Source organism: Kitasatospora sp. NPDC030952 (genome assembly GCF_055571335.1).
In genome coordinates, this window is record NZ_JBVIFM010000006.1 from 196,203 (window position 1) to 219,193 (window position 22,991).

Sequence of the window (22,991 nt, forward strand, 5' to 3'; positions counted from 1 at the left end):
CGATCACATGTTCCTCAGGCCTCCGGCGGTGGGGGTGGGCCCTGGGTGGGGAGGCGGCGGGCGAGGAGGGCTCCGGCAGCGACCAGTGCGGCGGTGAGGGCGAGGGCGAGGCGGTAGGGGGTGGGGTCGGGGCCGTCGGTGAGGGCGCCGATCAGGGCGGCGGTGGCGGCGATGCCGAGGGCGCCGCCGAGGGTGCGGAGGATGGTGAACAGGGCCATCGCCCGGCCCAGCGCGGGGGGCGGGACGTCGGCGAAGCCGGCGATCTGGACGGTGAGCACGGCGGTGCCCAGCACCAGCCCGACGGCGAACATCAACACCCGTACGGCCCAGGGGCTTTCGGCGAAGCCGAGGGCGGCGAGGACCGCCGCGGCCAGCAGCAGGGCGGGCAGGGCGAGGCGGCGCGGGCCAAGCCGGGGCAGCAGGCGGTCGACCACCTGGGAGGCGGCCATCAGGCCGATCGCCTCGGGGAAGACGCTCAGCCCGGCGTCCAACGCCGTCGCACCGCGGGCGGCTTGGTAGAGCAGCGGGAGGACGAACAGGGCGCCCATCAGTCCGGCCGAGGTGAGGAGGGCGAGCCAGCCCGCCGCTCCGTAGGACCGGTCGGCGAGCAGGCGCAGGTCCACCATCGGCGCAGCGGACCGGAGTTGGTTCCGTACGGCCAGGCCGAGCAGCACCGCCCCGGCGAGTCCGCCGAGCCAGACCGCCGGGGCGGACCAGCCGTGGGCGGGGCCGAAGCCGAGGGCGTAGGTGAGCAGGCCGAGGCCGGGGGTGGCGAGCAGGAAGCCGCGGGTGTCGAAGCGGCCGGCCGGGGGCTCCGGCTCGCTCCGCAGCGCGACCAGGCCGATGGTGACGGCGGCGATCCCGATCGGCAGGTTGACCAGGAACAGCCAGTGCCAGGAGAGGTGTTCGGCGAGGAAGCCGCCGAGCGGGGGCCCGAGGGCGGGCATCAGGGCGGTCGGCACGATCAGGATCCGGCCCAGCCGCGGACGCTCCTGCGGCTCGAAGGCGCGGAACAGCAGCGTCATGCCGACCGGGGTGAGCAGTCCGCCGGCCACGCCCTGGACGGCGCGGGCGGTGGCCAGCGCGCCGAGGCCGGGGGCGGCGGCGCACAGGGCGGAGGCGAGGGTGAAGGCGGCGAGCGCGCCGAGGAACACCCGCTTCACGCCGAACCGGTCGCCGAGCCAGCCGGCCACCGGCAGACCGAGGGCGAGGCCGACCAGGAAGGCCGTCTCGACGGCGTTGGCCGCCGGGACTGGCCGGCCGAAGTCCTCGGCGATGCGGTAGAGCGCGGGGTTGACGATGGTGGAGTCGAGGCCGTTCATGCACATCGCGGCGGTGTGGACGACGACCACGGCGGCGCGCCCCGCGAGCAGGGGGCGCGCCGTGGACCCGACGGCCGGAGGGGTCACAGGTCGGTCCAGTGCGCGGTGATCCAGGCGAGTGCGTCGGGGCGCGCGCAGGGGCCGTGGGCCACGCCCCAGCCGGCCGGGACGGCGGCGAAGGCGGGCCACAGGGAGTGCTGGCCCTGGTCGTTGACGAGGGCCAGGAACTCGCCGTCGGCGTCGAAGGGGTTGGCGGGGGCGTCACTCATCGGAGGACTTCTCCAGGTGGTCGGCGATCACGCGGGCGATGTGCGCGATCGGGGCGGGCAGGGTCATGTCCTTGTGGGAGCAGGCCACGTCGGTGTTGTCGATCCGGCCGGACACGTAGGGGGCCCAGAGTCCGGGCACCAGGGCGTCGTCGACGGTGTCGACGGTGGCGCGGAAGAACAGCACGTCGCCGTCGTAGCGGCGGTGGTCGTAGCCGCGCACCAGGTGGTTGGTGTTGAGGTAGATCTCGTTGAGCGCGCTGACGGTGGCCCGGTCGAGCCCGGCCAGCGGGCTGCCCTCGCGTCCCAACAGCTCGATCACGGTGTCGAGTTCGAGCGGCTGCCGGTCGAGGTCGGCCGGGCCGAAGCCGCCCATGGTGAGCAGGGCCTCCAGGGCCTCGGCCTGGTCGGGGACGGGCAGTTCGCGGAAGCCCTCGGCCGGGTAGGCGTCCAGGACGGCGAGCAACTCGACGCGCTCGCCCAGCTCCTGGAGTCGGACGGCCACGGCGTGGGCGATGATCCCGCCGGTGGACCAGCCGAGCAGCCGGTAGGGCCCCTCGGGCTGGACCTCGCGCAGCCGGTCGGCATAGTGCGCGGCCAGGTCCTCCAGGGTGGTGGGCAGCGGTTCACCGGCGGTGGCGGCGCCGACACCCTGGGCTTGGAGGCCGTAGATCGGCACGTCGGCCGGGAGGTGGCGGATCAGGCCGGTGTAGCACCAGCTCAGGCCGCCCGCCGGGTGGACGGCGAACAGCGGGGCGCGCCGTCCGGGGGCGGTGGGCCGCAGCGGCAGCAGGACGTCCAGCGCGTCGGCGTCGCGGGCGCCGTCCGACAGCGCCGCGTCGAGGGCGGCCGCGCTGGGCGCCTGGAACAGGGTGCCGATGCCGACGTCCAGGCCGAGCACCTCGCGGATCCGGCCGGCCAGCCGGACCACCAGCAGGGAGTGCCCGCCGAGCGCGAAGAAGTCGTCCTCGACCCCGACCGCAGCCAACCCCAGCACCTCGGCGAAGAGTTGGCAGAGCTGCTGCTCGCGCGGGCTGCGCGGCGGGCGACCGGCTCCGGCGGCGGGGGCGTCGGGGGCGGGCAGGGCACGGCGGTCGAGCTTGCCGTTGGCGGTCAGCGGCAGCCGGTCGAGCAGCACCACGGCGGAGGGCACCATGTGGGCGGGCAGTCCGGCGGCGGCGTGGGCGCGCAGGTCCTCGGGCGTGGCGCCGGCGGCGACGGCGTAGCCGACCAGCCGCCTGTCGCCGGGGGCGTCCTCGCGGACCACCACGGCGGCGTCGGCGACCGCCGGATGGGCGGCCAACACGGCCTCGATCTCGCCGAGTTCGATCCGGAACCCGCGCAGCTTGACCTGCTGGTCGGCACGGCCGAAGTACTCCAGGACGCCGTCGGGGCGGCGGCGGGCGAGGTCGCCGGAGCGGTACATCCGGGTGCCGTGCTCGCCGAAGAGTCCGGCGTACGGGTCGGCGACGAAGCGGGTGGCGGTGAGGTCCGGGCGGCCGAGGTAGCCGCGGGCCAGGCCGGCCCCGGCCACGTACATCTCGCCGGTGACGCCGGGCGGGACGGGCTGGAGGTGCTGGTCGAGGACGTAGACCCGCAGGTCGGGGATGTTGACGCCGATGGTGCTGCTGCTGGTGGCGGCGGCGCTCGCCCGGTCGAGGGCGATGTGGGAGACGTGCACGGTGGTCTCGGTGATGCCGTACATGTTGACCAGGGTGGGCGCGTCCTGCGGGTGCCGGGAGTACCAGTCGTCGAGGCGGCCGAGTTCGAGCGCCTCGCCGCCGAACACCACGTAGCGCAGGGCGAGTTCGGTGCCGGGGCGGTCCCGGTCGGCGGCGCTGAGCTGGTAGAAGGCGGACGGCGTCTGGTTGAGCACGGTGACGCGTTCGCGGGCGAGCAGGTCGAGGAAGGCGGCCGGGTCGCGGCTGACCAGGTGCGGGACGACGACCAGGCGGCCGCCGTGCAGCAGGGCGCCCCACAGCTCCCAGACCGAGAAGTCGAAGGCGTAGGAATGGAAGAGGGTCCAGACGTCCTGGGTGCCGAAACCGAACCAGTGGTCGGTGGAGCTGAACAGCCGGGCCACGTTGCGGTGGGTGACGGGAACGCCCTTGGGGCGGCCGGTGGAGCCGGAGGTGTAGATGACGTAGGCGGTGTCGTCGGGGCGCAGTGGACGGGTGCGCTCGTGCTGGGCCAGCGGGGTGGCCGGGAAGGCCGTCGGCTCCGCGCCGTCGACCAGGAGTCGGGGCACCGTGTGGGCGGGCAGCCGGGGCGCGGTGGCCCGGTCGGTGAGCAGGGCGGCGGGGGTGGCGTCGACAAGCATGTAGGCGAGGCGGTCGGCCGGGTAGTCCGGGTCCAGCGGGAGGTAGGCGGCGCCGGACTTGGCCACCGCGAGCAGGGCGACGACCAGGTCCACCGAGCGGGGCAGGGCGAGGGCGACGATGGTGCCGGGGCCGATGCCCTGGGCGGCCAGCAGCCGGGCCAGCCGGTCTGCGCGGGCGGCGAGTTCGGTGTAGGCGAGCCGCTCCTCCCCGCAACTGAGGGCGATGGCCGTCGGGTTGGCGGCGGCGGCCGCCTCGAACAGCTCCGGCAGGGTGGCGGTCGAGGAGGCGGTCGAGGAAGCGCTCGGGGAGGCGCTCGGGGAGGCGGTCGGGACGGCGGTCGGGACGGCGCTCGGGACGGCGGCCGGGACGCCGGCCCGCGCGGTGCCCGCCGGGGTGCCATTCCACTCCACCAGGGCGCGGTGGCGCTCCTCGGCGCTGATCAGCGGCAGTCGGCCGATCGGGGTGTCCGGGGCTTCGGCGGCGGCGGTGAGCAGTCGGGTGAGGCGGTCCGCGAGCCCGGCCACGGTGGCGGCGGAGAAGAGGTCGGTGCGGTACTCCAGGAAGCCGCCGAGGCCGCCACCGGGCAGCTCCCCGGTGTTCAGGGTGAGGTCGAACTTGGCGGTGCCGCTGGGGATCGCGGTGATCTCGGCGGTCAGGCCGCCGCCCAGGGCGGTGGGCCGGTCGGCGCGGCTCTGCCAGGCGAGCATCACCTGGAACAGCGGGTGCCGGGCGAGTGAGCGGGCCGGGTTGAGCTCCTCGACCAGCCGGTCGAAGGGCAGGTCGGCATGCTCGTGCGCGGCCAGGACGGTGCCGCGCACCCGCTGGAGCAGCTCGCGGAAGCTCGGGTCGCCGGAGGTGTCGGTCCGCAGGACCACGGAGTTGACGAAGTAGCCGACGAGCGCGGCGGTCCGCTCGTCCTCGCGGCCGGCCAGCGGCGTACCGATGGGGATGTCCGTGCCGCAGCCGTGCCGGGTGAGTAGGGCGGCGAGGCCCGCCTGGACGGCCATGAAGACGGTGCCGCCGGCGGCCCGGGCCAGCCCGGCGAGGGCGGCGTGCGCCTCGGCGCCGAGGGCGAAGGGCACGGTGGCGCCGTCGTGGCCGGCCACGGCCGGGCGGGGACGGTCGGTGGGCAGGTCCAGCTGGTCGGGCTGCCCGGCGAGGACGGCGCGCCAGTGCTCGGTCTGCCGGACGGCGAGCGGGGTGGGCGCCTCGGCGGTGCCGAGCAGCTGCCGCTGCCAGGCCGCGTGGTCGGCGAACTGGACGGCCGGCGGCTCCTGTCGGGGTGCGTGACCGGCGAGCCGGGCGGTGTAGGCGGCGGCGAGGTCGCGCAGCAGCGGGGTGGTGGAGGCGCCGTCGCTCGCGATGTGGTGGAGCAGCAGGAGCAGGGTGTGCCGCTCGGGTCCGTGGGTGAAGAGCGTTGCCCGCAGCGGCGGTTCGGCGGCGAGGTCGAAGACGTAGCGGACGGCCTCGGTCAAGTCTCCCTTTCCGTGGTGGAGTTCAACCTGGGCGGCGGGCAGGATGCGCTGGTACGGGGTGCCGTTCGACTCCTCGCCGTAGACCGTGCGCAGGACTTCGTGCCGGGCGGTGAGGTCGCCGAGGGCGAGGGTGAGCGCGGCGCGGTCGAGCGGGCCGGTGAGGGTGAGGGCGAGCGGGATGTTGTAGGTGGGGGTGGGGCCTTCGAGGCGGTGCAGGAACCAGAGGCCGCGCTGGGCGGGCGAGAGCGGGAGGCGCTCGGTGCGGGGCACCGGCACCAGCGCGGGGCGCTGCTCGGGCGCCGGACCGCCGCCCTGGAGCAGGGTGGCGAGGGCGGCCGGGGTCGGGTGGCGGAACACGTCGGCGAAGGCGACCGGCGCGGCGAAGGTCTCGCGCAGCCGCGCGGCCAGCCGGCCGGCCAGCAGGGAGTGCCCGCCGAGGTCGAAGAAGGAGTCCTCCCGCCCGGGGGCGGAGGGCAGGCCGAGGACGTCGGCGAACAGCCCGCAGACCAGTTCCTCCCGCGGGGTGGCGGCGGCCGCGCCGGGGGTGGTGGCGGCGGGCTCCGGGAGGGCGCGGTGGTCGAGCTTGTCGTGGGCGGTGCGCGGCAGTTCGTCCAGCAGCAGGACGGCCGCCGGGACCAGGTGGGCGGGCAGCCGGGCGGCGAGCGCGGCGCGCAGCTCCTCCGGGTCGGGCGTGCCACCGGCGGCGGGGACGACGTAGCCGAGCAGTCGCTTGCCCTGCGGTCCGGGCCGGGCGATCACCACCGCCTGGGCCACGCCCGGGAGTTGGGTGAGCGCGGCGGCGATCTCGCCGGGCTCGATCCGGAAGCCGCGGATCTTCACCTGGTCGTCGGCCCGGCCGAGGAACTCCAGGGTGCTGTCGGGGCGGCGGCGGGCGAGGTCGCCGGTGCGGTACATCCGCTCGCCGGGCGGGCCGAAGGGGTCGGCGTGGAAGCGTTCGGCGGTGAGGTCGGGGCGGCCGAGGTAGCCGCGGGCCAGGCAGGCGCCGGCCACGTACAGTTCGCCGGTGACGCCGTCGGGGGCCGGGCGCAGCGAGCCGTCCAGGACGTAGGCGCGGGAGCCGCGCACCACCCGGCCGGCCGGGGCGCCGTCCGGGCCTGGGGTCCAGGCGTAGGCGTCGACGGTGGTCTCGGTGGGGCCGTAGAGGTCGATCGGGTGCAGGCCGGGGACGGCGGCCAGCCGGTGCCAGAGGGCGGGCGGGGTGGCTTCGCCGCCGACCGCGAGGACCGACGGGCGGTACCGGCCCTCGTCCAACGCGCCTTCGGCGAGCAGGACTTCGAGGTAGGAGGGGGTGAGGTCGAGGTAGTCGACGCGCTCCCGGTGGAGGTGGGCGGCGAGCGCGGCCGGGTCGCGGTAGGTGGCGTCGTCCAGCAGGTGGAGTTCATGGCCGTGGACCATCCACAGCACCGGGTCCCAGGAGGCGTCGAAGGCGAAGGACGCGCTGTGGGCGATGCGCAGCCGGTCGCGGCCGGTGCGGCGGAGGGCGGGGGCGATGTGGTCCTCGCCGTGGCCGGCGTGCAGGTTGGCGAGCGCGGCGTGGGTGACGACCACGCCCTTGGGGCGACCGGTGGAGCCCGAGGTGTGCAACACGTAGGCGGCGTCGTGGAGTCGGGGCGGCGGCGGGGCGGTGTCCGGCTCGTGCGCGGCGTCCGGCGCGCGGTCTGCGTCCGGCTCGCGCCCGGCGTCAGGTGTGCGGTCGGCGTCCGGCTCGTGCCCGGCGTCAGGCACGCCGTCGCCGTCCGACGGCCGGACGGTGGGCAGGCCGGGCGGCAGGTCGAGGACGGCGAGCGCGTCGGGGGTGCCGAGTGCGCAGACCGGGCGGGCGTCGGCCAGCACCGCGGTGAGCCGCTGCCGGGGGTGGGTCAGGTCGAGGCTGACGCAGGCGCCGCCGGCCTTGAGCACGGCGAGCATCGCGACCAGGGTGTCGGCGCTGCGCGGCAGGGCGAGTGCGACGGGTGCGCCGGCCCGGACGCCGAGGGCGGTCAGACGGTGGGCGAGACGGTTGGACCGGCGCTCCAGCTCGGCGAAGGTGAGGGCGGCCGGGCCACAACGGACCGCGACGGCGTCCGGGGTGCGGGCGGCCTGGGCGGAGAACAGCTCGGGTACGGTCCGCTCGACCGGCGGCTCGGTGCGGCCCTCGGTGGCCCGGCGCAGGGCGTCGGCGTCCAGCAGGTCGATCCGGCCGATCGGCGTCCGCGGGTCGGTGAGCAACTGCTCGGCGAGGGCGTCGAGGTAGCGCAGCAGGCCGTCCCGGTGGGTGGCGAGCGAGCCGGCGCCGTGGCGGGCCGGGTCGGCGTCGAGCGCCAGCCGCAGGGCGCCGTCGGGGCCGGGTGAGACGTTGACGGCGAGGTCGTCGACGGGACCGGCGGCGAGGTTGCGGACCACACTGGGCAGGCCGGCCAGGTCGAGGTCGGCCTCGAAGGCCTTGATGTTGACCATCGGGCCGAACAGGGCGCGGCGCCCGCCGGTCAGGCCGAGGTCGCGGCGCAGGTCCTCCAGGGGGTAGCGCTGGTGGCGGCGGGCGGTGCGCAGGGCGCGGACCACCCGGCGCAGCAGCTCCTCGGCGGTGTCGGCGGGGCGGACGGCGAGGCGCAGCGGGAGGACGTTGGCGGTGGCGACGGGCGTGCGCAGGGCGGCCGGGCCGCGGCGGTTGGCCAGCGGCAGGCCGAGCACGACGTCCTCGGCGCCCGTCAGGCGGTGCAGGTAGCCGGCGGTGGCGGCGAGCAGGAGTTCGGCCCAGGTGGCGCGGACGGCGGTGGCGGCGCGCTCCAGGCGCTCCCGGGCGCCGGCGGGCAGGGTGGCGGTGAGGCGCAGCGGGGTCGACTCGCCGCCCGGGCCGTCGGCGGGAGTACCGGTACCGGTCAGGGCGGCGGGCGTGGCGGGCGTGCCAGCCGGGGCGGCGGGCGCGCCCGGCAGCGTGGCGGGGGCCTCGGCGCCGGCGAGGTGGGCGGTCCAGTGGGCGCGGTCGGCCGCGTAGTCGCCGCTCGCGCGGTAGGCGGCTTCCTCGGCGGCGACTTCGGCGAGGCTCGCGAAGGGGCTGGGGCCGGGTCCGGTGCCGGTGGTGTGCGCGGTGTAGTGGGCGGCGACGCGGTCGCCGAGGAGTGTCAACGCGTAGGCGTCGACGGCGAGATGGTGGATCCGGCGGTACCAGAGCCGACGGTCGTCGGCGAGCCGGATGAGGGCCTGGGTGAACAGCGGGCCGGTGGCGAGGTCGGCCGGGCGGGCGAGGTCGGCGCGCATCCAGGCCTCGGCCTCGGCGTCCGGGTCGTGGGCGGCGCGCAGGTCGAGGCGGTGCAGCGGCCAGTGCGGGGCGTCGGGGTTCGGCCGCTGGTGCGGGGTGCCGTCCGGACCGGTGACCACGACCACGCCGAGCGCCTCGGCCTCGTCCACCGTCCGCCGCAGGGCCGACTCGAACGCGTCCTCGTCGAGCGGTCCGGTGATCTCGACGGCGTCGCCGGTGTTGTAGACCGGGCTGGCCGGGTCGAGCGACTGGGCGTACCAGACGGCGGCCTGGGCGGCGAGCAGCGGGACGTCGGCGGGTCGCGCCCCGGTGGGCTGGTGATCGGCGGGGTGCGTTTCGACGGCGGGCATGGTGCGGAGAGCTCCTCGGGGATCCGGAACGCCTTATTTAGGTTAGCCTAACCTAACTTCATATGATCTGGTCAACGGCCCGCTGCGGCCACGCCCCTGACACTCCGGAGACGCCCCATGAGCCGAACGCCGACCACGGCGGCCATTGACCACAGCCGCACGCCTGGACGCCTGGACGCCACCAAGCAGGCCGTCCGCGAGCGCGTCCACGCGTACCGGGCGGACCTGCTCGCGCTCAGCCGCCGCATCCACGCCCACCCCGAGACCGCCTTCGAGGAACACCGGGCGGCGGCCTGGTGCGCCGAACTGCTGCGCACCCACGGCTACTCCGTCACCGCGCCCGCCCACGGCCTGGCCACCGCCTTCACGGCGAGCCTCGGCGGCGGGCCGGTCACCGTCGCGCTGGTCTGCGAGTACGACGCCCTGCCCGGCCTCGGGCACGCCTGCGGGCACAATCTGATCGCCGCCGCAGGCCTCGGCGCGGCACTCGGGCTCGCCCCGTACGCGGACCGAGTCGGGCTCACCGTACGGGTGATCGGCGCACCGGCCGAGGAGCGCGGGGCGGGCAAGGCGCTGCTGCTGGCGGCGGGGGCGTTCGACGGGGTCGACGCGGCGATGATGGTCCACCCCTGCCCGGTCGAGGTCGCCGACTTCCACTCCTTCGCGCTCGGCACGCTGTCCGTCCGCTACACCGGGCGGGCCGCCCACCCGAGCCTCAACCCGCACGAGGGGCGCAACGCCGCCGACGCGCTCACCGTCGCCCAGGTCGCGCTCGGGCTGCTGCGCCAGCAACTACCGCCGCAGTGGAGGGTGCACGGCATCACCACGGCGGCCGGGACGGTACCGAACCTGATCCCCGACAGCGCGAGCGCCGAGTACGAGATCCGGGCCTCGGCGGCCGAGGACCTCGCCGAGCTGCGCGCGCGGGTCGAGGACTGCTTCCGGGCCGGGGCGCTGGCCACCGGATGCGAGGTGGAGTTGAGCCGGCCCGAGCCGGACTACCTGGACATGCGCTCCGACCCGGCGCTGCTCGCGCACTGGCGGGCCAACGCGACCGCCCTGGGGCGGCCGGAGCCGGTGGAGCGCGGGCCGTTCGCCTGCACGGACATGGGGAACGTGTCGCACGTGGTGCCCTCGATCCATCCGGTACTGGACATCACCGGGGGCGCCTGCGCCCCGCACGAGGCGGCCTTCGTGGACGCGGCGGTGGGGGCGGAGGCCGAACGGGCCCTGCTGGACGGCGCGGTGGCGATGGCGTGGACGGCGATGGATCTGGCGGGGGCGGGGGTGGACCTGGCGGGGGCGGGGGTGGACCTGGCGGGGGCGGGTCCGGTTGGGCGAACAGGCGACAGGTAACAACTGACGACTTTCAGCGAACAGATTTCATCATCTGTTCGCTGAAAGTTGTTCGCCGTTTGCCGTTTGCCGTCCGCCGTCACCCGTCACCCGTCACCCGTCACCCGTCCGTCAGCACCACGGCCGCCCCCGTCCGCAGCGGCCAGAGGAACCCCCAGTGCGGCAGCCGCAGTTGCAGCACCCGGTCCCCCGGCCCGAGCGGATGGGCGGCCTGTAGTTCCCGCACCCGCCGGTCCGCCTCACCATGGGTCAGCCGGACGGCGGCCGGGCGGCCGCCCGGGCCGTACCCGACGCACAGCAGGTGCTGCGGAGTGAGCGCCCGCGGCGGGTCGGTGTCCAGCTCACCCGAGGCGTCCAGCCCGGCCACCGCCCCCGGCACACCCTCGCCCAGCACGCACACCAACTCGTTCCGGGCGAGCAGCCACTCCCGCCGCCCGGGCGGGTCCGCCGGGTCCAGCGACAGGTACGCCGCCCCCGACTTGGCCACCGCGAGCAGCGCCGTCAGCAGTTCCTCCGGGCGGCGGGCCGGTGCCAGCCCGACCATCGCCCCCGGCCGGGCGCCGCGCCGGAGCAGTGCCCGCGCCAGCCGGTTGGCCGAGGCGTTCAGCTCCCGGTACGTCACCGTCACGCCGTCCGCGAGCACCAACGCCGGGGCGTCCGGCGTCCGGGCCGCCTGCGCCTCGACCGGGCCGACCACGGTGGTGGCCGGGTACTCGACCGCCGGTCCGGACCGCAGCCGGCCCGGCAGGACCAGACCCTCCGCCGCGACCGGGACCGCCCCCGACAGCTCCGCCGACGCGGCGCCCCCACCCGACGGCCCGCCACCCGACGGCCCGGCGCCCGGCGGCCCGGCGCCCGGCGGCCCCGCGTCGGACCGCCCCGCGCCCGCCTCCCGTACGACCGCCGCCATCAGGCCACGCCCAGCAGTTCGGCCCAGGCCGCGATGGTCGGCCGCCCCGCCAGCCGGACGAACGCCACCTCGGCGCCCTCGGCGCGCCAGCGCTCGGCGAGGGTCATCAGCCGGATCGAGTCCAGCCCCCAGTCCGCGAGGTCCTCCTCCAGCGGGATGTCCGCCGGATCCTCACCGAGCAGGTCGGCGACCTCGGCCCGGATCCGCTCCGTGCTGAAGCCCACGCCCGTCACTCCGCTCATTCCCTTCACTCCACTCACTGCTCCCACTCCCCGACCGTCCCGTCCAGCGCGCCCAGCACGGCCCCGGTGGTGGTGACCACCCCGCACCGCCCGGCGATCCACTCCAGTGCCGCGCGGTGCTCCTCCGGCCCGAAGTCGGCCACCGCGTCGGCCACCACGAAGGCCCGGACGTCCCGCATCCAGGCGTCGCAGGCGGTGGCCTGGACGCCGATGTGGGCGTACACCCCGGTGATCACCAGCTGGTCCCGGCCGTGGTCGCGCAGCAGCCGCTCCAACTCGGTGCGCGCGAAGGCGCTGTACTTCCACTTGGTGAGCACGGTGTCGCCCGGCGCGGGGGCGACGGACGGGGCGATCGCCGTGGCGCGCGGGTCGTCGGGGATGCCCGGCCCCCAGAAGTCCTGCTGCAGCCCGCGTTCGGCCGGGCTCTGCCCGCCGCGCTGGGCCGAGTAGACGACCGGCACCCCGTTCGCACCCGCTGCCTTGGTCAACGCGGCGACGTTGGCGAGGAGTTCGGGCACCGGAGCGGCGTCGCCGGGGAACGCGTCCAGGAAGTGGTTCTGCAGGTCGTGCACCAGCAGGACGGCGCGGGCCGGGTCCACCGTCCAGGAGACCCGGTTGGCGGGCAGGTCCTCGGCGGCGGGCAGCGGGTAGGAGGGAATGCGGGGCAGGCCCACGATGGTCGAACTCCTCAAGTGGGTTGGCGGGCTTCAGAAATGGGAGCCGGAGGCGGAACGAGTGAGCGAGGCCGCGATGGCGGCCCGCAGGTCCTTCTTGCTGACCTTGCCGATCCCGGTGGCGGGAAAGGCGTCGACGAACTCCACCCGGTCCGGCGCCTTGTAGTCGGCCAGGCCGCGCTGCCGCACGAAGCGCTTCAACTCAACGCCCTTCGGCGGCTGTTCACGGTGCTCGGCGCGGAGCACCACGTACGCGCAGGTCCGCTCGCCCAGGTACGGGTCGGGCATCGACACCACCGCCGCGTCGTGCACGGCCGGGTGGGCGAGCAGGTGGTTCTCGATCTCCTCGGCGGCGACCTTCTCGCCGCCCCGGTTGATCTGGTCCTTGGCCCGGCCCTCGACCACCAGGTGGCCGCTGGGCAGCCGACGGACCAGGTCGCCGGTGCGGTAGAAGCCGTCCGGGGTGAAGGAGGCGGCGTTGTGCCCGGGCGCGTTCCAGTAGCCGCGGATGGTGTACGGGCCGCGGGTCAGCAGGTGTCCGGTGGTGCCGTCGGGCAGGTCGCGGTCCTGGTCGTCCACGACCCGGACCTCGTCGTCGGGCGAGATCGGGCGGCCCTGGGTGGTGGTGATCAGCTCCTCCGGGTCGTCCAGCCGGGTGTAGTTGACCAGGCCCTCGGCCATCCCGAACACCTGCTGGAGCGTGCAGCCCAGCACCGGCCGCACCCGCCGGGCCGCCTCCGTGCTGAACTTGGCGCCGCCGACGAGCAGCACCTCCAGGCTCTCGTGGCCACGGGCGCCGCGTTCGGCGGCGTCCAGCCACAGCAGCGCGAGCGGCGGCACCAGACCGGTGACGGTCACGCCCTCGCGCTCGATCAGCGGGAAGGCCGTCTCCGGGTTCGGCTGCGGGCAGAGCACCACCCGGCCGCCCGCGTACAGGGTGCCGAGCGAACCGGGCGAGCTGAGCGGGAAGTTGTGGGCGGCGGGCAGCGCGCACAGGTAGACGCTGCGCCCGTCCAGCGCGCACAGCTCGACCGAGCCGCGCAGCGAGTAGATGTAGTCATCGTGGGTGCGCGGGATCAGCTTGGGCACGCCCGTGCTGCCGCCGGAGAGCTGCAGGAAGGCGACGTCCCCGGGCTCGGGTTCGCGCTGCGGCCCGGGCCCGTCGCAGGGCACGTCGGCCAGCCGGACGTGCTCGCCCGGGTCCTCTCCGGCCACCAGCACCAGTCGCAGTGCCGGATTCTCCGCCTGGACGCGGCCGGCGAGTTCGCGGTGGTCGAAGCCGCCCTCGACGCCCGGGACGACGTACGCCACCGCGCCCGTGAACGAGCAGAAGTGCGAGACCTCCGCGTACCGGTGCGCGGGCAGCGCGAAGACCGGCAGCGCACCGATTCGGAACAGGGCGAAGACCACCTCGAAGAACTCGGCGGCATTGGGCAGTTGGACCACCACCCGGTCCCCGGCCCGGACGCCCCGGGAGAGCAGCCCGGCGGCCATCCGGTCGGCCCGGCGGTCGAGTTCGGCGTACGTCCAGCGTCGCTCCCCCGCCGCGACCGAGTGTCCGCCCGGGTCGACGACGGCGGTCCGCTCGCCGTGCGCGGCGGCGCGCTCGCGCAGCATCCGCCCGAAGGTCTCGCCGCGCCAGTGACCGGCGGCCCGGTAGCGTTCGGCGAACTCGGCCGGGTACGGGGTGAATCCGTCCAGCGCATCGTCCGGGGCGGTCACCGGGCCACCCCCGCGGCGTCCAGGAAGGTGCGGAACTTGGCGCTGGTCTCGGCGAGTTCGGCCTCCGGCCGGGACTGCTCGACCACCCCGGCACCGGCGTACACCCGCAGCGTCCGACCCTCCGCCTCCGCGCAGCGGATGGTCACCACCCACTCGCCGTCGCCGGTCTCGTCGCCCCAGCCGACCATGCCGGTGTAGAGGCCCCGGTCGAAGGGCTCGACCTCGCCGATCACCCGGCGCGCGAGGTCCGTCGGCGTCCCGCAGACGGCCGGGGTCGGGTGCAGTGCGCAGGCCAACTCCAGGGCGGAGACGGCCGGATCGGCCAGCTCGCCGCTGATCGTGGTGGCCAGGTGCCACATCGCGGCGGTCCGCACCAGGGTGGGCCGCTCGGGCACCTCCAGGTCGCGGCAGTACGGCGCCAGCGCCGCGCGGATGGCGTCCACCACGACGGCGTGCTCGTGCAGGTCCTTGGGCGATTCCAGCAGCGCGGCGGCCCGGCGCACGTCCTCGCCGAGGTCCTCGCTGCGCGGCACCGAGCCGGCCAGCGGGTTGGCCAGGACGGCCGATCCCCGGCGGGAGAGCAGGAGTTCGGGGCTGGCGCCGATCAGGGTGCGGCCGCCGCCGGCCGGTACGGCGAAGGTGTAGCCGCCGGGGTCGCGGCGGGCCAGTCGCTGCAGGACGGCCGGCAGGTCGAGCGGCCGGTCGCCGCTCAGCTCCAGCGTCCGGGCCAGCACCACCTTGCTCAACTCCCCAGCGCGCAGCCGCTCCACGGTCGCTGCGACGCCCGCGCCGTACGCCTCGGGCGCCGGCACCGGGCGGATCCGCCACCCGGTGTCCGCGGCCTGCGGGGCGGGCAGCGCGATCAGCGGGTCGTCGCGCAGCGCCCCGGCGGCCCGGACCAGGGCGGGGACGGCCAGTTCGGCCCGGCCGTCGTGGTCGAAGGCCACCGCCCCGACCACCAGCGGCCGTTCGACCCCGGCCCGACGCGCCTCGGCCAGCGTCTCGGCGACCCGGACGGGCAGCGGGCGGGCGTCCTGCGGCACCCGGGCGTGCAGGCCGGCGGTGAGCAGGGTACGGGTCGGCGAGGCGAAGAACGCCTCGTCGGCGGCGGCCCGGTACTGGCCGAGCAGGCCGCTGGCCGCGCCGATGACGGCCTGGTCGGGGCCGCCGTCGGTGGGGGTCGGCGGGGCGTGGTGCACCGTGGTCACGGTGGGTGTCTCCAGTCTGGGACGGGTCTACGGTATGCGGTGCGCGGTGCGCGGTGCGCGGTGCGCGGTGCGCGGTCTGCAGGTTGCGGGTTGCGGGTTGCCGGTTCTCGGGGTCCACCGGTCTGCGGGAGGCGCCTCAGGCGCGCAAGGTCGCGCCGCCGTCGACGTACAGGTCGTGCATGGTGATGTGCCGGGCCCGGTCGGAGGCCAGGAAGAGCACCGCCTCCGCGACATCGGCGGGCGCGGCGATCCGGCCGAGCGGGATGCCCACCCGCCAGGCCCCCAAGTCCCCCTCGATCACCCGCCGTTCGGACGCCTCGGCGTCCTCGCCCCAGAGCGCGCGCTGCATCTCGGTGTCGGTCGACCCGGGCGAGACGACGTTGCAGCGCACCCCGGAGCGGGCCAGCTCCAGCCCGAGGCAGCGAGTGAACATGGTGGCCGCGGCCTTGGACGCCGCATAGGCGGCCATCCCGGCCCGCGGCACCCCGGCGGCATTGGAACCGACGGTGACGATGGCGCCCCGCCCGCGCTCGGCCATCCGGCGGCCCACCGTCCGGCTGGTGTGGAACACTCCGGTGGCGTTGACCGCGAAGGTCTCTGCCCATTCGGCGTCGGTCAGTTCGACGACCGGCGCGGCCCGCAGGATGCCCGCGACGTTCACCAGTACTCCGACCGGCCCGAGTTGATGCTCGATCAACTCGACCGCACTGCTCACCGCTTGAGAATCGGCGACATCCACCACATACGGATGGACCGCAGCGGACTCGGCCGCGACGTCGGCGAGCGGGCCACCGTTCCGGTCGACCGCCGCGACGACGGCCCCCTCCGCGACCAGCGCCCGGACCACGGCCGCGCCGATGCCCTGCCCGGCCCCGGTGACCATCGCGACGACACCGGCGAATTCGGACCGTTCCACGGGACTTCCCCTCCGACCAGCATTGTTAGGTAAGCCTAACCTAACACAATGGTTCGCCTACGCCGATAGTCCGTTCGACCCGTTCCGACACCTGGGCCCCCGTCAAACCGCCCGAACACACGAAGAGGCCGCCCACCCCGACTGCGGGGGCGGGCGGCCTCGGAGTTGCTACCGACCGGCGGTGTAGATCCAGTCGAAGCCGTCGTACCCCGGCCCGTCGAGGTGTTCGGCGCGGTGGAGGCCGGCCCGGAGGGCGACGCGCTGGGAGGGGAGGTTCGCCGGGCGGATGCGGGCGATCAGGGGCAGGTCGGGGGCGTGGGCGGCGGCCCAGCCGACGACGGTGGCGGCGGCTTCGGCGGCGTAGCCGTGGCCCCAGGCTGCGGGGGCAAAGCGGTAGAAGAGGTTGAGGACCGGTCGGCCGGCCAGCTCCATCGGCTTGACGCCGCGGAAGCCCCATCGGCTGCGGCGGGGCGGCGCGGGAGGAGTCAAAGGATGGTCAACTCCTCGTGTCCGCCCGTCCGTTGATGATACGGACGGCGGTGCCGCCCGAGGGTGTCAGTGGGCCGCCGGGGGCGGGGTGAGCCCGGTGCAGCCGCGCAGGCCGTCGCGGCGCTTGAGGGCCGCCTCGGCGGCGGCGCCGGTGACCGGCTGGGGGATGCCCTTGTCGTCGATGGTGGCCGGGGCGAAGGCCTCGCCGGTGACCTTGCCGTCGGCGGCGAGGGTGAGGGTGGTGACGCCGGTCTCGTTGGAGAAGGCGTAGTTGGAGGTGCCGTACCAGAGGAAGTTGCCGAAGCCGTACCCCACGTAGGTGTTGCCGAGCATGCCCGAGCCGACCATGGTGTGGGCGTGGGTGCCGACCACGGCGGAGGCGCCGACGGCGGCGAGCTTCTTGGCGACGGCGGTCTGCGCGGCGGTCGGGCAGGCCTTGCCCTCCTCGCCCCAGTGCAGGTAGACGAGCACCACGGGGGCCTGCTGCTTGGCCGCCTGCACGGCCGAGACCAGCGCGGGGACGTCCAGGGCCGAGGCGATGCCGGGCTTGTTGGCACCGGCCCGCCACTTCTGGTTGGTGATGTCCTCGACCTGGCTGGCGGCGACCACCGCGACCTTCACCCCGCGCACGGTGGTCAGGTACGGGGCGTACGCCTCCTTGGCGTTGTGCCCGACGCCGATCACCGGGATGGGCGAGGAGTCCTTGGCGGCCAGGGTGTCGGCGAGGCCGTCGGCACCGAAGTCGACGGCGTGGTTGTTGGCCATCGAGACGACGTCGACGCCGGAGTCCTTGAGGACGGACAACGCCTTGGGGGTGGTGCGGAAGGTGTACGTCTTCGGCTCCGGTGCGCCGCGCCCGGTGATCGCGGTCTCCAGGTTGAGCACGGAGAGGTCGGCGTCGGCGAGGGTGCGGGAGATCGGGCCGAGGGCCGGCTCGGGCGGCTGGACGGTCAGGCGGGGCTGGGTGCGCCCCTCGAAGTGGACGTCACCGGCGAAGGCGACGGTGATGCTGCCGTCCGGACGGGGTGGGCCGCCCTTGGTGGGGGCGGCGGTGGGGGCCGTGCCGGAGGCCGTACCGGCAGAGTCCGCAGGCGCCGCGGCCGGCGGGGCACTCGACGCCTTGGCGGGTGCCGGGTCGTCCGGCCCGCAGGCGGCGACGGCGGTCAGCCCGACGAACACGGCGACGGCGGCCGCGGCACGGCGCATGAGTGGTTCCCCCCGAGGTCGATGCAAGAAGCGGTCAGCCTACGCCACCGAATCGCCACCACTTGAGCCCGCACCCACAACATTCCGGACACAACAGGGCACGGGAGGCACGCACGGCACGGAAGGCACGTGCGGCACCCCCGCTCCCGCCGGCCCACCGGGCCCGCCCGTCCCAATCCCCCGGCCCACCCGGCCACCGCGTCCCTGGCGCCCCGGCCGGGCGGCGCGCAGCGTGGAGGTGAGGGCGCAGGCCGGGCGAGCGGGTGGCGAGCCTTGAGCCTGGACGCCGAAGGAGGTGCGTGATGGCCGACAGCCGACCGGCCCCCGGCCGAAAGCGCCGGATCGTGGTCGGCATCGACGGTTCGGAGCCGTCGAAGGCGGCGCTGCGCTGGGCGGTCGGGCAGGCGGTCCTCACCGGGGCCGCAGTGCACGCGGTGGCCGCCTGGGAGTACCCGTCCCTGTACGGCTGGTTCGCGCCGATGGTGGACGAGGGCTTCGAACGGGCCGCCCACCGCACGCTGACCGCCGAGGTCAACGAGATCGTCGGGCCGGAGTGCCCGGCGGAGGTCCGGCAGAGCCTGTTGCCCGGACACGCCGCCGAGGTGCTGCTGGAGGCGGCCGAGGGCGCGGACCTGCTGGTGCTCGGCAGCCGCGGCCGGGGCACCTTCACCCGGACGCTGCTCGGCTCGGTGTCCACCCGCTGCGCGGCGCACGGGGTCTGCCCAGTGGTGATCGTCCGGGCGGACGGTACGGCCTCGGCCCCGCCGTCGACCGAGGACGCCGCGGCGGAGGCGTGGCCCCCGGCGACCGCCCGTACCAAGGACTGGCAGCTCAGCCTGCACGTGGTCGAGGACCGGGACACCACCCGGGTGCACGCCGTGCTGGACGCCGACGGCACCGTGCTGCACAGCGACGCCCTGGCCCGCCGCAACCCCCGCGACCCCCCGGCCCCGGCGGTCGGCGACGAGTTCGCGGTCGGCCGCGCCCTGGTGGACCTCGGCCACCAGCTGCTGCGCGCCGGGGTCCACGGGGCCACCGGCCCGGCGGAGGAGTGAGCCTTTCGGAGCCCTTCGGAGCCCTTCGAAACCCTCCCGAGGGGCCGGACGGGCCGGACGGGCCGGACGGCACCACTGGCGAACACCACGAACGAACACCACGAACGGACACCACGAGTGGGCGCCCGCCGCGTGCGGTAGGACATGCTGGACCCGACCCCCTCACCCCTGCCGGAGCCGTCCCCGCCGATGAACACACCCGCCCCCGCCGCCGCCGGCGCCGCCGCTCCCGACTTCACCCCCGCCGAGCGCGCCCGCGGCCGCGCGCTGCGCCGCGCCCAACTGCCGTGGGCGCTCGGCGGCCGGGTGGCGGGACTGGCGCTGACCCTGGTGCTCGGCCTGACCCCGGCCGGTGCCGCGCTGGTGACCGTCACCGGCCGCTGGTTCGGCGGTTCCCGGACGGCCGAGGTGCTGGCCGGCGCGACGGCTCTGGTGGTGCTGGGCCAGGTGCTGCAACTGCCCTTCAGCGCCGGGGTGCGCACCGTCCGGGCCCGGTACGGGCTGGTGACCCAGGGCTGGGCGGGCTGGGCGGTGGACGCCGTGCGCTCGTTCGCGCTCACCCTGCTGCTGGTCCTACCGCTGGTGCTCGGGCTGTTCGCGCTGACGGCCTGGTCACCGCGGTACTGGTGGCCGGCCGCGGCGGGCGGGGCGGCGCTGCTGACGGTCGCGCTGTCCTTCCTCCACCCGCTGCTGATCGAGCCGGTGTTCAACCGCTTCGACCCGATGCCGCCGGGCGAACTGCGCAGCGCCCTGCTGGCGCTGGCCGAGCGGGACGGGGTGCGGGTGCGGGACGTCCTGGTGGCGGACGCCTCCCGCCGCACCACCGCGCTGAACGCGTACGTGTCCGGCTTCGGCGCGACCCGTCGGATCGTCGCCTACGACACCCTGCTGTCGGCGGCGCAGCCGCGCGAGGTGGAGCTGGTGGTGGCGCACGAGCTGGGGCACGTCAAGCACCGGGACGTGCCGGTCGGCACGGCGCTCGGGGCGGTGGGCGCGGCCGTGGCGGTCGCCGCACTGGGCCTGCTGGCCGGCTGGCACCCACTGTTGACGGCCGCCGGGGCGGTCGACGCGGCCGACCCTCGGGCGCTGCCGCTGCTGGCCGCGCTCGCGGCGCTCATCGGCGCCCTGTCGGGGCCGGCCCAGTGCGCGGTGAGCCGTCGGATCGAGGCGAGGGCGGATCGGCACGCACTCGAACTGACCGGGGACGTCGAGCAGTTCGTAGCGATGCAGCGCAGACTGGCGGTGGTGAACGTCTCGGATGTCGACCCGCCGCGGGTGCTTGAGCTACTGTTCGCCACTCACCCGAGTGCGACCCGCCGGATCACGGCCGCCCGTGCCTGGCAGGCCGCGCGGGGACGGACGGCGGGCGCTCCGTCGGCCGCTCCGACGACCGTTCCGACGACCGCTCCGACCGACGGACCAGCCGACGGACCGGAGGGAGCAGCCGCCGGACCGGACGGACCGGCCGCCGGACCGGCCGACGGACCGGCGACGGAGCCGCGCACGACCCCGGGCGAATCCGTTGTATAGTGCAACAAATCCCGAGGAGGTAGGAACGCCGTGCCCGGCCGCGAGTCGTCCATCGACACCATCCAGCGCGAGCTGACCGCCTTCGCCCGCCGTGCCCGGCACAAGGCCTCCCAGCTGCACCCCGACCTCTCCCTGGTCACCTACAGCATCCTCGACCTGATCACCGAGCGCGGCGGCTGCCGGGCCGCCGACGTGGCCGCGTACTTCATGCTCGACAAGTCCACCGTCAGCCGCCAGGTCACCGCGCTGGAGAAGCTCGGCCTGCTGCGCCGCGAGGCCGACCCGGACGACCAGCGCGGCCAGATCCTGCGCGCCACCGAGGCCGGACTCACCCTGCTGCGGGACGCCAACGAGCAGCGCCGGACGGCCTTCACCGCCCGCTTCACCGACTGGTCCGACGCCGACGTCGCCCGCTTCGCCGACTACCTGGCCCGGTACGGCGAGGAAGACTGACCTCCGGCCGCGAGGGCCGGCCGGGAAATGCGGGGCCCGCGACCGGGCGCCGCCGCCCCCGGACACCACCGCCCTGGGGTGCGCCCCACCGCCCCCACGGTGTACAGAGGAAAGGTGCCCCTCCGGCAGCGACCCGACCAACCCCGTCCACGCGCCCGCCGCCGCTCCTGGCGGCCCGGCCGCCGCATGATGACGGCGCTGCCGCTCGCACTGATCGCCGTGATCACCGTCGTCGACATCCTCTCGCCGCCGGAGATCCACCTCGGCCCGCTGCTGATCGTCGCCCCCGCCCTCACCGCCTCCGTCGCGGGCCCCCGGGCCACCGCCGGGGTCGCCCTGCTCGCCATCGGCGCGCTCACCACCATCGGCGCCGTCCGGGACGGCCTGACCAGCGCCAACATCGAGACCCAGCTCAGCGCCCAGGTGGTCGTCTCGGTGCTGATCGTCGCCCTGCGGGTGCTGCGCGACCGGCACGAACGCGAACTGGCACGGGTGCGCTCGGTCTCCGAGGCCGCCCAGCGGGTGCTGCTGCGCCCGCTGCCGGAACGGATCGGGCCGCTGCACCTCGCCTCCGTCTACCTGGCCGCCGAGGCCGAGGCGCAGGTCGGCGGCGACCTGTACGCGGCCGCCCGGACCACCGACGGCACCCGGCTGCTGGTCGGCGACGTCCGCGGCAAGGGACTGGCCTCGCTCGGCGACGCGGCACTGCTGCTCGGCGCCTTCCGGGCCGCCGCCCACCTGCACGCGGACCTGCCGGGCCTGGCCGCGTACCTGGACGGCAGCGTCTGCTGGGACCTCGCCCAGCTGGCAGAGGCCCGGCGGGCCGAACGGTCCCGGCACCAGCGCCCGACCGAGGACGTCCCGGACGAGGGCGCCGAGTCCTTCATCACCGCCGTCCTGCTCGACATCCCGGACGACGGCTCGCTCGTCCGCCTGATCGACTGCGGCCACCCGCCCCCACTGCTGCTGCGACCCGAGGGCCTCACCACGCTCACCACCGAGCACCCCGCGCCGCCGCTCGGCCTGGGCGAGCTCGCCCCGGTCTCCTACGAGGTGCAGACCTTCCCGTTCCGCCCCGGCGACCGGCTGCTGATCTACACCGACGGCGTGATCGAGGCCCGGGACGCCCAGCGCCGCTTCTACCCGCTCGCCGAACGGGTCACCGCCTGGCAGGCCGAGCGCCCCGGCGTCCTGCTGAACCACCTGCGCCGCGACCTGCTCGCCCACGTCGGCCGCCGGCTGGACGACGACGCCGCGATGGTGGTGGTGGAGCGGCTCCGGTGACAGATGACAGCGAACAGATGACAGCGAACAGATAACAGATAACAGATAACAGATTTCACCATCTGTCATCTGTCAGCTGTCAGTCGTCATCTGTTCGCTGCCGGTTGCCAGCCGTCAGCTGCCAGCCATCCACTGCCGGCTGCTCTACGGCTGGTACACGTACGGCGTGGTGGTGCTCAGCTGGGCGAAGCCGAGCCGCTCCAGGATCGGGCGGCTCTGGTCGCTCGCGTCCACCTGGAGGTACTCGTAGCCCAGTTCGGCGGCCTGGCGGGCCCGGTGGGCGACCAGGGCGCGGTAGATGCCCCGGCCGCGCCAGCCCGGGACGGTGCCGCCGCCCCACAGGCCCGCGAACCCGGTGCCCGGGGTGAGTTCCATCCGGGCGGCGCTGACCGGCTGGTCGCCGGCCATCGCGACGACCATGAGCAACGTCTCCGAGTCGTGCCGCAGGTGGTCGAGGATCCGCTCGCGCAAGGAGGGCATCTCGGCGCCGAAGGCCAGCTCGTGGGCGGCGACCATGAGGTCCACCCCGGCCTCGTCGGTCACCGGCTCCAGCCGGACGCCCTCGGGCAGTGCCGCGTCGGTGGGCAGGTCGGCGATCCGGGCGATCATCAGCGCCTCGTCCGGCTCGGCGGTGAACCCGGCTGCGAGCAGCCGCCGACCGAGGTCGGCGGGACGGTCGTGGGCGTAGCTCTTCCACTCGAACGCCAGGCCCAGCCCGGTGAAGTGGGCCACCTGTGCGGCGATCGCGTCGTCCGCCCCGGCCTCGTCCAGTCCGGACCAGACGACGCCGTTCCAGGCGTGCTCCCCGCCGACCTGGCGCACCACGGCGCCGTCGAACTCCACGCGGACGCCGGGACCGTCCGACCGCGCGTCGCGCCGGATCCGCTGGTCGAACAGGGCCAGTACATGATCATGATCCATCCGCTCACTCCAACACGCTGCGCGGCCGCTGC

General features: G+C 75.4%; 17 protein-coding genes. 5 read left to right on the plus strand and 12 right to left on the minus strand.

Translation table 11 applies throughout. From position 1 onward, the window contains the following. Positions 1 to 14: 14 nt before the first annotated feature. Genes ACZ47G_RS14465 through ACZ47G_RS14475 form a run of 3 tightly spaced genes read right to left on the minus strand, consistent with a single transcriptional unit; the run spans position 15 to position 8,993 of the window. Positions 15 to 1,409: a DHA2 family efflux MFS transporter permease subunit gene (locus ACZ47G_RS14465; RefSeq protein WP_465742395.1), complete on the minus strand. Its 1,395-nt coding sequence runs from the start codon at positions 1,407 to 1,409 to the stop codon at positions 15 to 17. Next, complete coding sequence (locus tag ACZ47G_RS14470) at positions 1,406 to 1,591, minus strand: MbtH family protein (RefSeq protein WP_380451627.1); 186 nt, start codon at positions 1,589 to 1,591, stop codon at positions 1,406 to 1,408. The genes ACZ47G_RS14465 and ACZ47G_RS14470 overlap by 4 nt, the downstream gene beginning before the upstream one ends. Next, complete coding sequence (locus ACZ47G_RS14475) at positions 1,584 to 8,993, minus strand: amino acid adenylation domain-containing protein (RefSeq protein WP_465742397.1); 7,410 nt, start codon at positions 8,991 to 8,993, stop codon at positions 1,584 to 1,586. The genes ACZ47G_RS14470 and ACZ47G_RS14475 overlap by 8 nt, the downstream gene beginning before the upstream one ends. Positions 8,994 to 9,110: 117 nt before the next feature. On the opposite strand from ACZ47G_RS14475, the gene ACZ47G_RS14480 reads away from it, so the two are divergent. Beyond that, the gene (locus ACZ47G_RS14480) at positions 9,111 to 10,349 is read left to right on the plus strand and encodes a M20 family metallopeptidase (RefSeq protein ID WP_465742399.1); all 1,239 of its coding nucleotides are present in this window, start codon (positions 9,111 to 9,113) and stop codon (positions 10,347 to 10,349) included. 100 nt (positions 10,350 to 10,449) lie between these two features. On the opposite strand, the gene ACZ47G_RS14485 is transcribed toward ACZ47G_RS14480, so the two are convergent. The 8 genes from ACZ47G_RS14485 to ACZ47G_RS14520 form a co-directional block, all read right to left on the minus strand. Then, a complete protein-coding gene (locus ACZ47G_RS14485; RefSeq protein WP_465742401.1) occupies positions 10,450 to 11,259 on the minus strand; it encodes an AMP-binding protein in 810 nt (269 codons plus the stop codon). Next, complete coding sequence (locus ACZ47G_RS14490) at positions 11,259 to 11,501, minus strand: phosphopantetheine-binding protein (RefSeq protein WP_465742403.1); 243 nt, start codon at positions 11,499 to 11,501, stop codon at positions 11,259 to 11,261. The genes ACZ47G_RS14485 and ACZ47G_RS14490 overlap by 1 nt, the downstream gene beginning before the upstream one ends. 14 nt (positions 11,502 to 11,515) lie before the next feature. After that, the gene (locus ACZ47G_RS14495) at positions 11,516 to 12,175 is read right to left on the minus strand and encodes an isochorismatase family protein (RefSeq protein WP_465742405.1); all 660 of its coding nucleotides are present in this window, start codon (positions 12,173 to 12,175) and stop codon (positions 11,516 to 11,518) included. Positions 12,176 to 12,208: 33 nt separating this feature from the next. Next, positions 12,209 to 13,897: a (2,3-dihydroxybenzoyl)adenylate synthase gene (locus ACZ47G_RS14500; RefSeq protein ID WP_465742407.1), complete on the minus strand. Its 1,689-nt coding sequence runs from the start codon at positions 13,895 to 13,897 to the stop codon at positions 12,209 to 12,211. Continuing rightward, positions 13,894 to 15,120: an isochorismate synthase DhbC gene (gene dhbC, locus ACZ47G_RS14505; RefSeq protein ID WP_465742649.1), complete on the minus strand. Its 1,227-nt coding sequence runs from the start codon at positions 15,118 to 15,120 to the stop codon at positions 13,894 to 13,896. The genes ACZ47G_RS14500 and dhbC overlap by 4 nt, the downstream gene beginning before the upstream one ends. 121 nt (positions 15,121 to 15,241) lie before the next feature. After that, positions 15,242 to 16,021 carry a 2,3-dihydro-2,3-dihydroxybenzoate dehydrogenase gene (locus ACZ47G_RS14510; RefSeq protein ID WP_465742409.1) on the minus strand — a complete coding sequence of 260 codons (780 nt, stop codon included), beginning with the start codon at positions 16,019 to 16,021 and terminating at the stop codon, positions 15,242 to 15,244. Between the two features lie 168 nt (positions 16,022 to 16,189). Further along, positions 16,190 to 16,510 (minus strand): GNAT family N-acetyltransferase, encoded by a 321-nt coding sequence (locus ACZ47G_RS14515; protein ID WP_465742411.1) that lies wholly within the window; start codon positions 16,508 to 16,510, stop codon positions 16,190 to 16,192. 66 nt (positions 16,511 to 16,576) lie between these two features. Then, positions 16,577 to 17,716 (minus strand): CapA family protein, encoded by a 1,140-nt coding sequence (locus ACZ47G_RS14520; RefSeq protein WP_465742413.1) that lies wholly within the window; start codon positions 17,714 to 17,716, stop codon positions 16,577 to 16,579. A gap of 302 nt (positions 17,717 to 18,018) precedes the next feature. Between ACZ47G_RS14520 and ACZ47G_RS14525 the strand changes: the two genes are divergently transcribed. From ACZ47G_RS14525 to ACZ47G_RS14540, 4 genes are all read left to right on the plus strand, one after another. Continuing rightward, a complete protein-coding gene (locus tag ACZ47G_RS14525; RefSeq protein ID WP_465742415.1) occupies positions 18,019 to 18,771 on the plus strand; it encodes a universal stress protein in 753 nt (250 codons plus the stop codon). Between the two features lie 189 nt (positions 18,772 to 18,960). Further along, positions 18,961 to 20,301 (plus strand): M48 family metalloprotease, encoded by a 1,341-nt coding sequence (locus ACZ47G_RS14530; protein ID WP_465742417.1) that lies wholly within the window; start codon positions 18,961 to 18,963, stop codon positions 20,299 to 20,301. A 30-nt stretch (positions 20,302 to 20,331) separates the two neighbouring features. Continuing rightward, entirely contained in the window at positions 20,332 to 20,754 is a 423-nt protein-coding gene (locus ACZ47G_RS14535; RefSeq protein WP_465742419.1) for a MarR family winged helix-turn-helix transcriptional regulator, read from the plus strand. Positions 20,755 to 20,940: 186 nt separating this feature from the next. Next, positions 20,941 to 22,038 carry a PP2C family protein-serine/threonine phosphatase gene (locus ACZ47G_RS14540; protein WP_465742651.1) on the plus strand — a complete coding sequence of 366 codons (1,098 nt, stop codon included), beginning with the start codon at positions 20,941 to 20,943 and terminating at the stop codon, positions 22,036 to 22,038. A gap of 144 nt (positions 22,039 to 22,182) precedes the next feature. Here ACZ47G_RS14540 and ACZ47G_RS14545 read toward each other — a convergent pair whose 3' ends face one another. Then, positions 22,183 to 22,959, minus strand: a complete 777-nt coding sequence (locus ACZ47G_RS14545; protein WP_465742421.1) for a GNAT family N-acetyltransferase — start codon at positions 22,957 to 22,959, stop codon at positions 22,183 to 22,185. Positions 22,960 to 22,991 lie beyond the last annotated feature (32 nt).

What these genes read in the sequence shown, in the direction of transcription:
- ACZ47G_RS14470 (WP_380451627.1), bottom strand. Translation starts at nt 1,591, where the DNA reads ATGAGTGACGCCCCCGCCAACCCCTTCGACGCCGACGGCGAGTTCCTG.
- ACZ47G_RS14545 (WP_465742421.1), bottom strand. Translation starts at nt 22,959, where the DNA reads ATGGATCATGATCATGTACTGGCCCTGTTCGACCAGCGGATCCGGCGC.
- ACZ47G_RS14475 (WP_465742397.1), bottom strand. Translation starts at nt 8,993, where the DNA reads ATGCCCGCCGTCGAAACGCACCCCGCCGATCACCAGCCCACCGGGGCG.
- ACZ47G_RS14530 (WP_465742417.1), top strand. Translation starts at nt 18,961, where the DNA reads ATGAACACACCCGCCCCCGCCGCCGCCGGCGCCGCCGCTCCCGACTTC.
- ACZ47G_RS14490 (WP_465742403.1), bottom strand. Translation starts at nt 11,501, where the DNA reads ATGAGCGGAGTGACGGGCGTGGGCTTCAGCACGGAGCGGATCCGGGCC.
- ACZ47G_RS14480 (WP_465742399.1), top strand. Translation starts at nt 9,111, where the DNA reads ATGAGCCGAACGCCGACCACGGCGGCCATTGACCACAGCCGCACGCCT.
- ACZ47G_RS14525 (WP_465742415.1), top strand. Translation starts at nt 18,019, where the DNA reads ATGGCCGACAGCCGACCGGCCCCCGGCCGAAAGCGCCGGATCGTGGTC.
- ACZ47G_RS14520 (WP_465742413.1), bottom strand. Translation starts at nt 17,716, where the DNA reads ATGCGCCGTGCCGCGGCCGCCGTCGCCGTGTTCGTCGGGCTGACCGCC.
- ACZ47G_RS14540 (WP_465742651.1), top strand. Translation starts at nt 20,941, where the DNA reads ATGATGACGGCGCTGCCGCTCGCACTGATCGCCGTGATCACCGTCGTC.
- ACZ47G_RS14485 (WP_465742401.1), bottom strand. Translation starts at nt 11,259, where the DNA reads ATGGCGGCGGTCGTACGGGAGGCGGGCGCGGGGCGGTCCGACGCGGGG.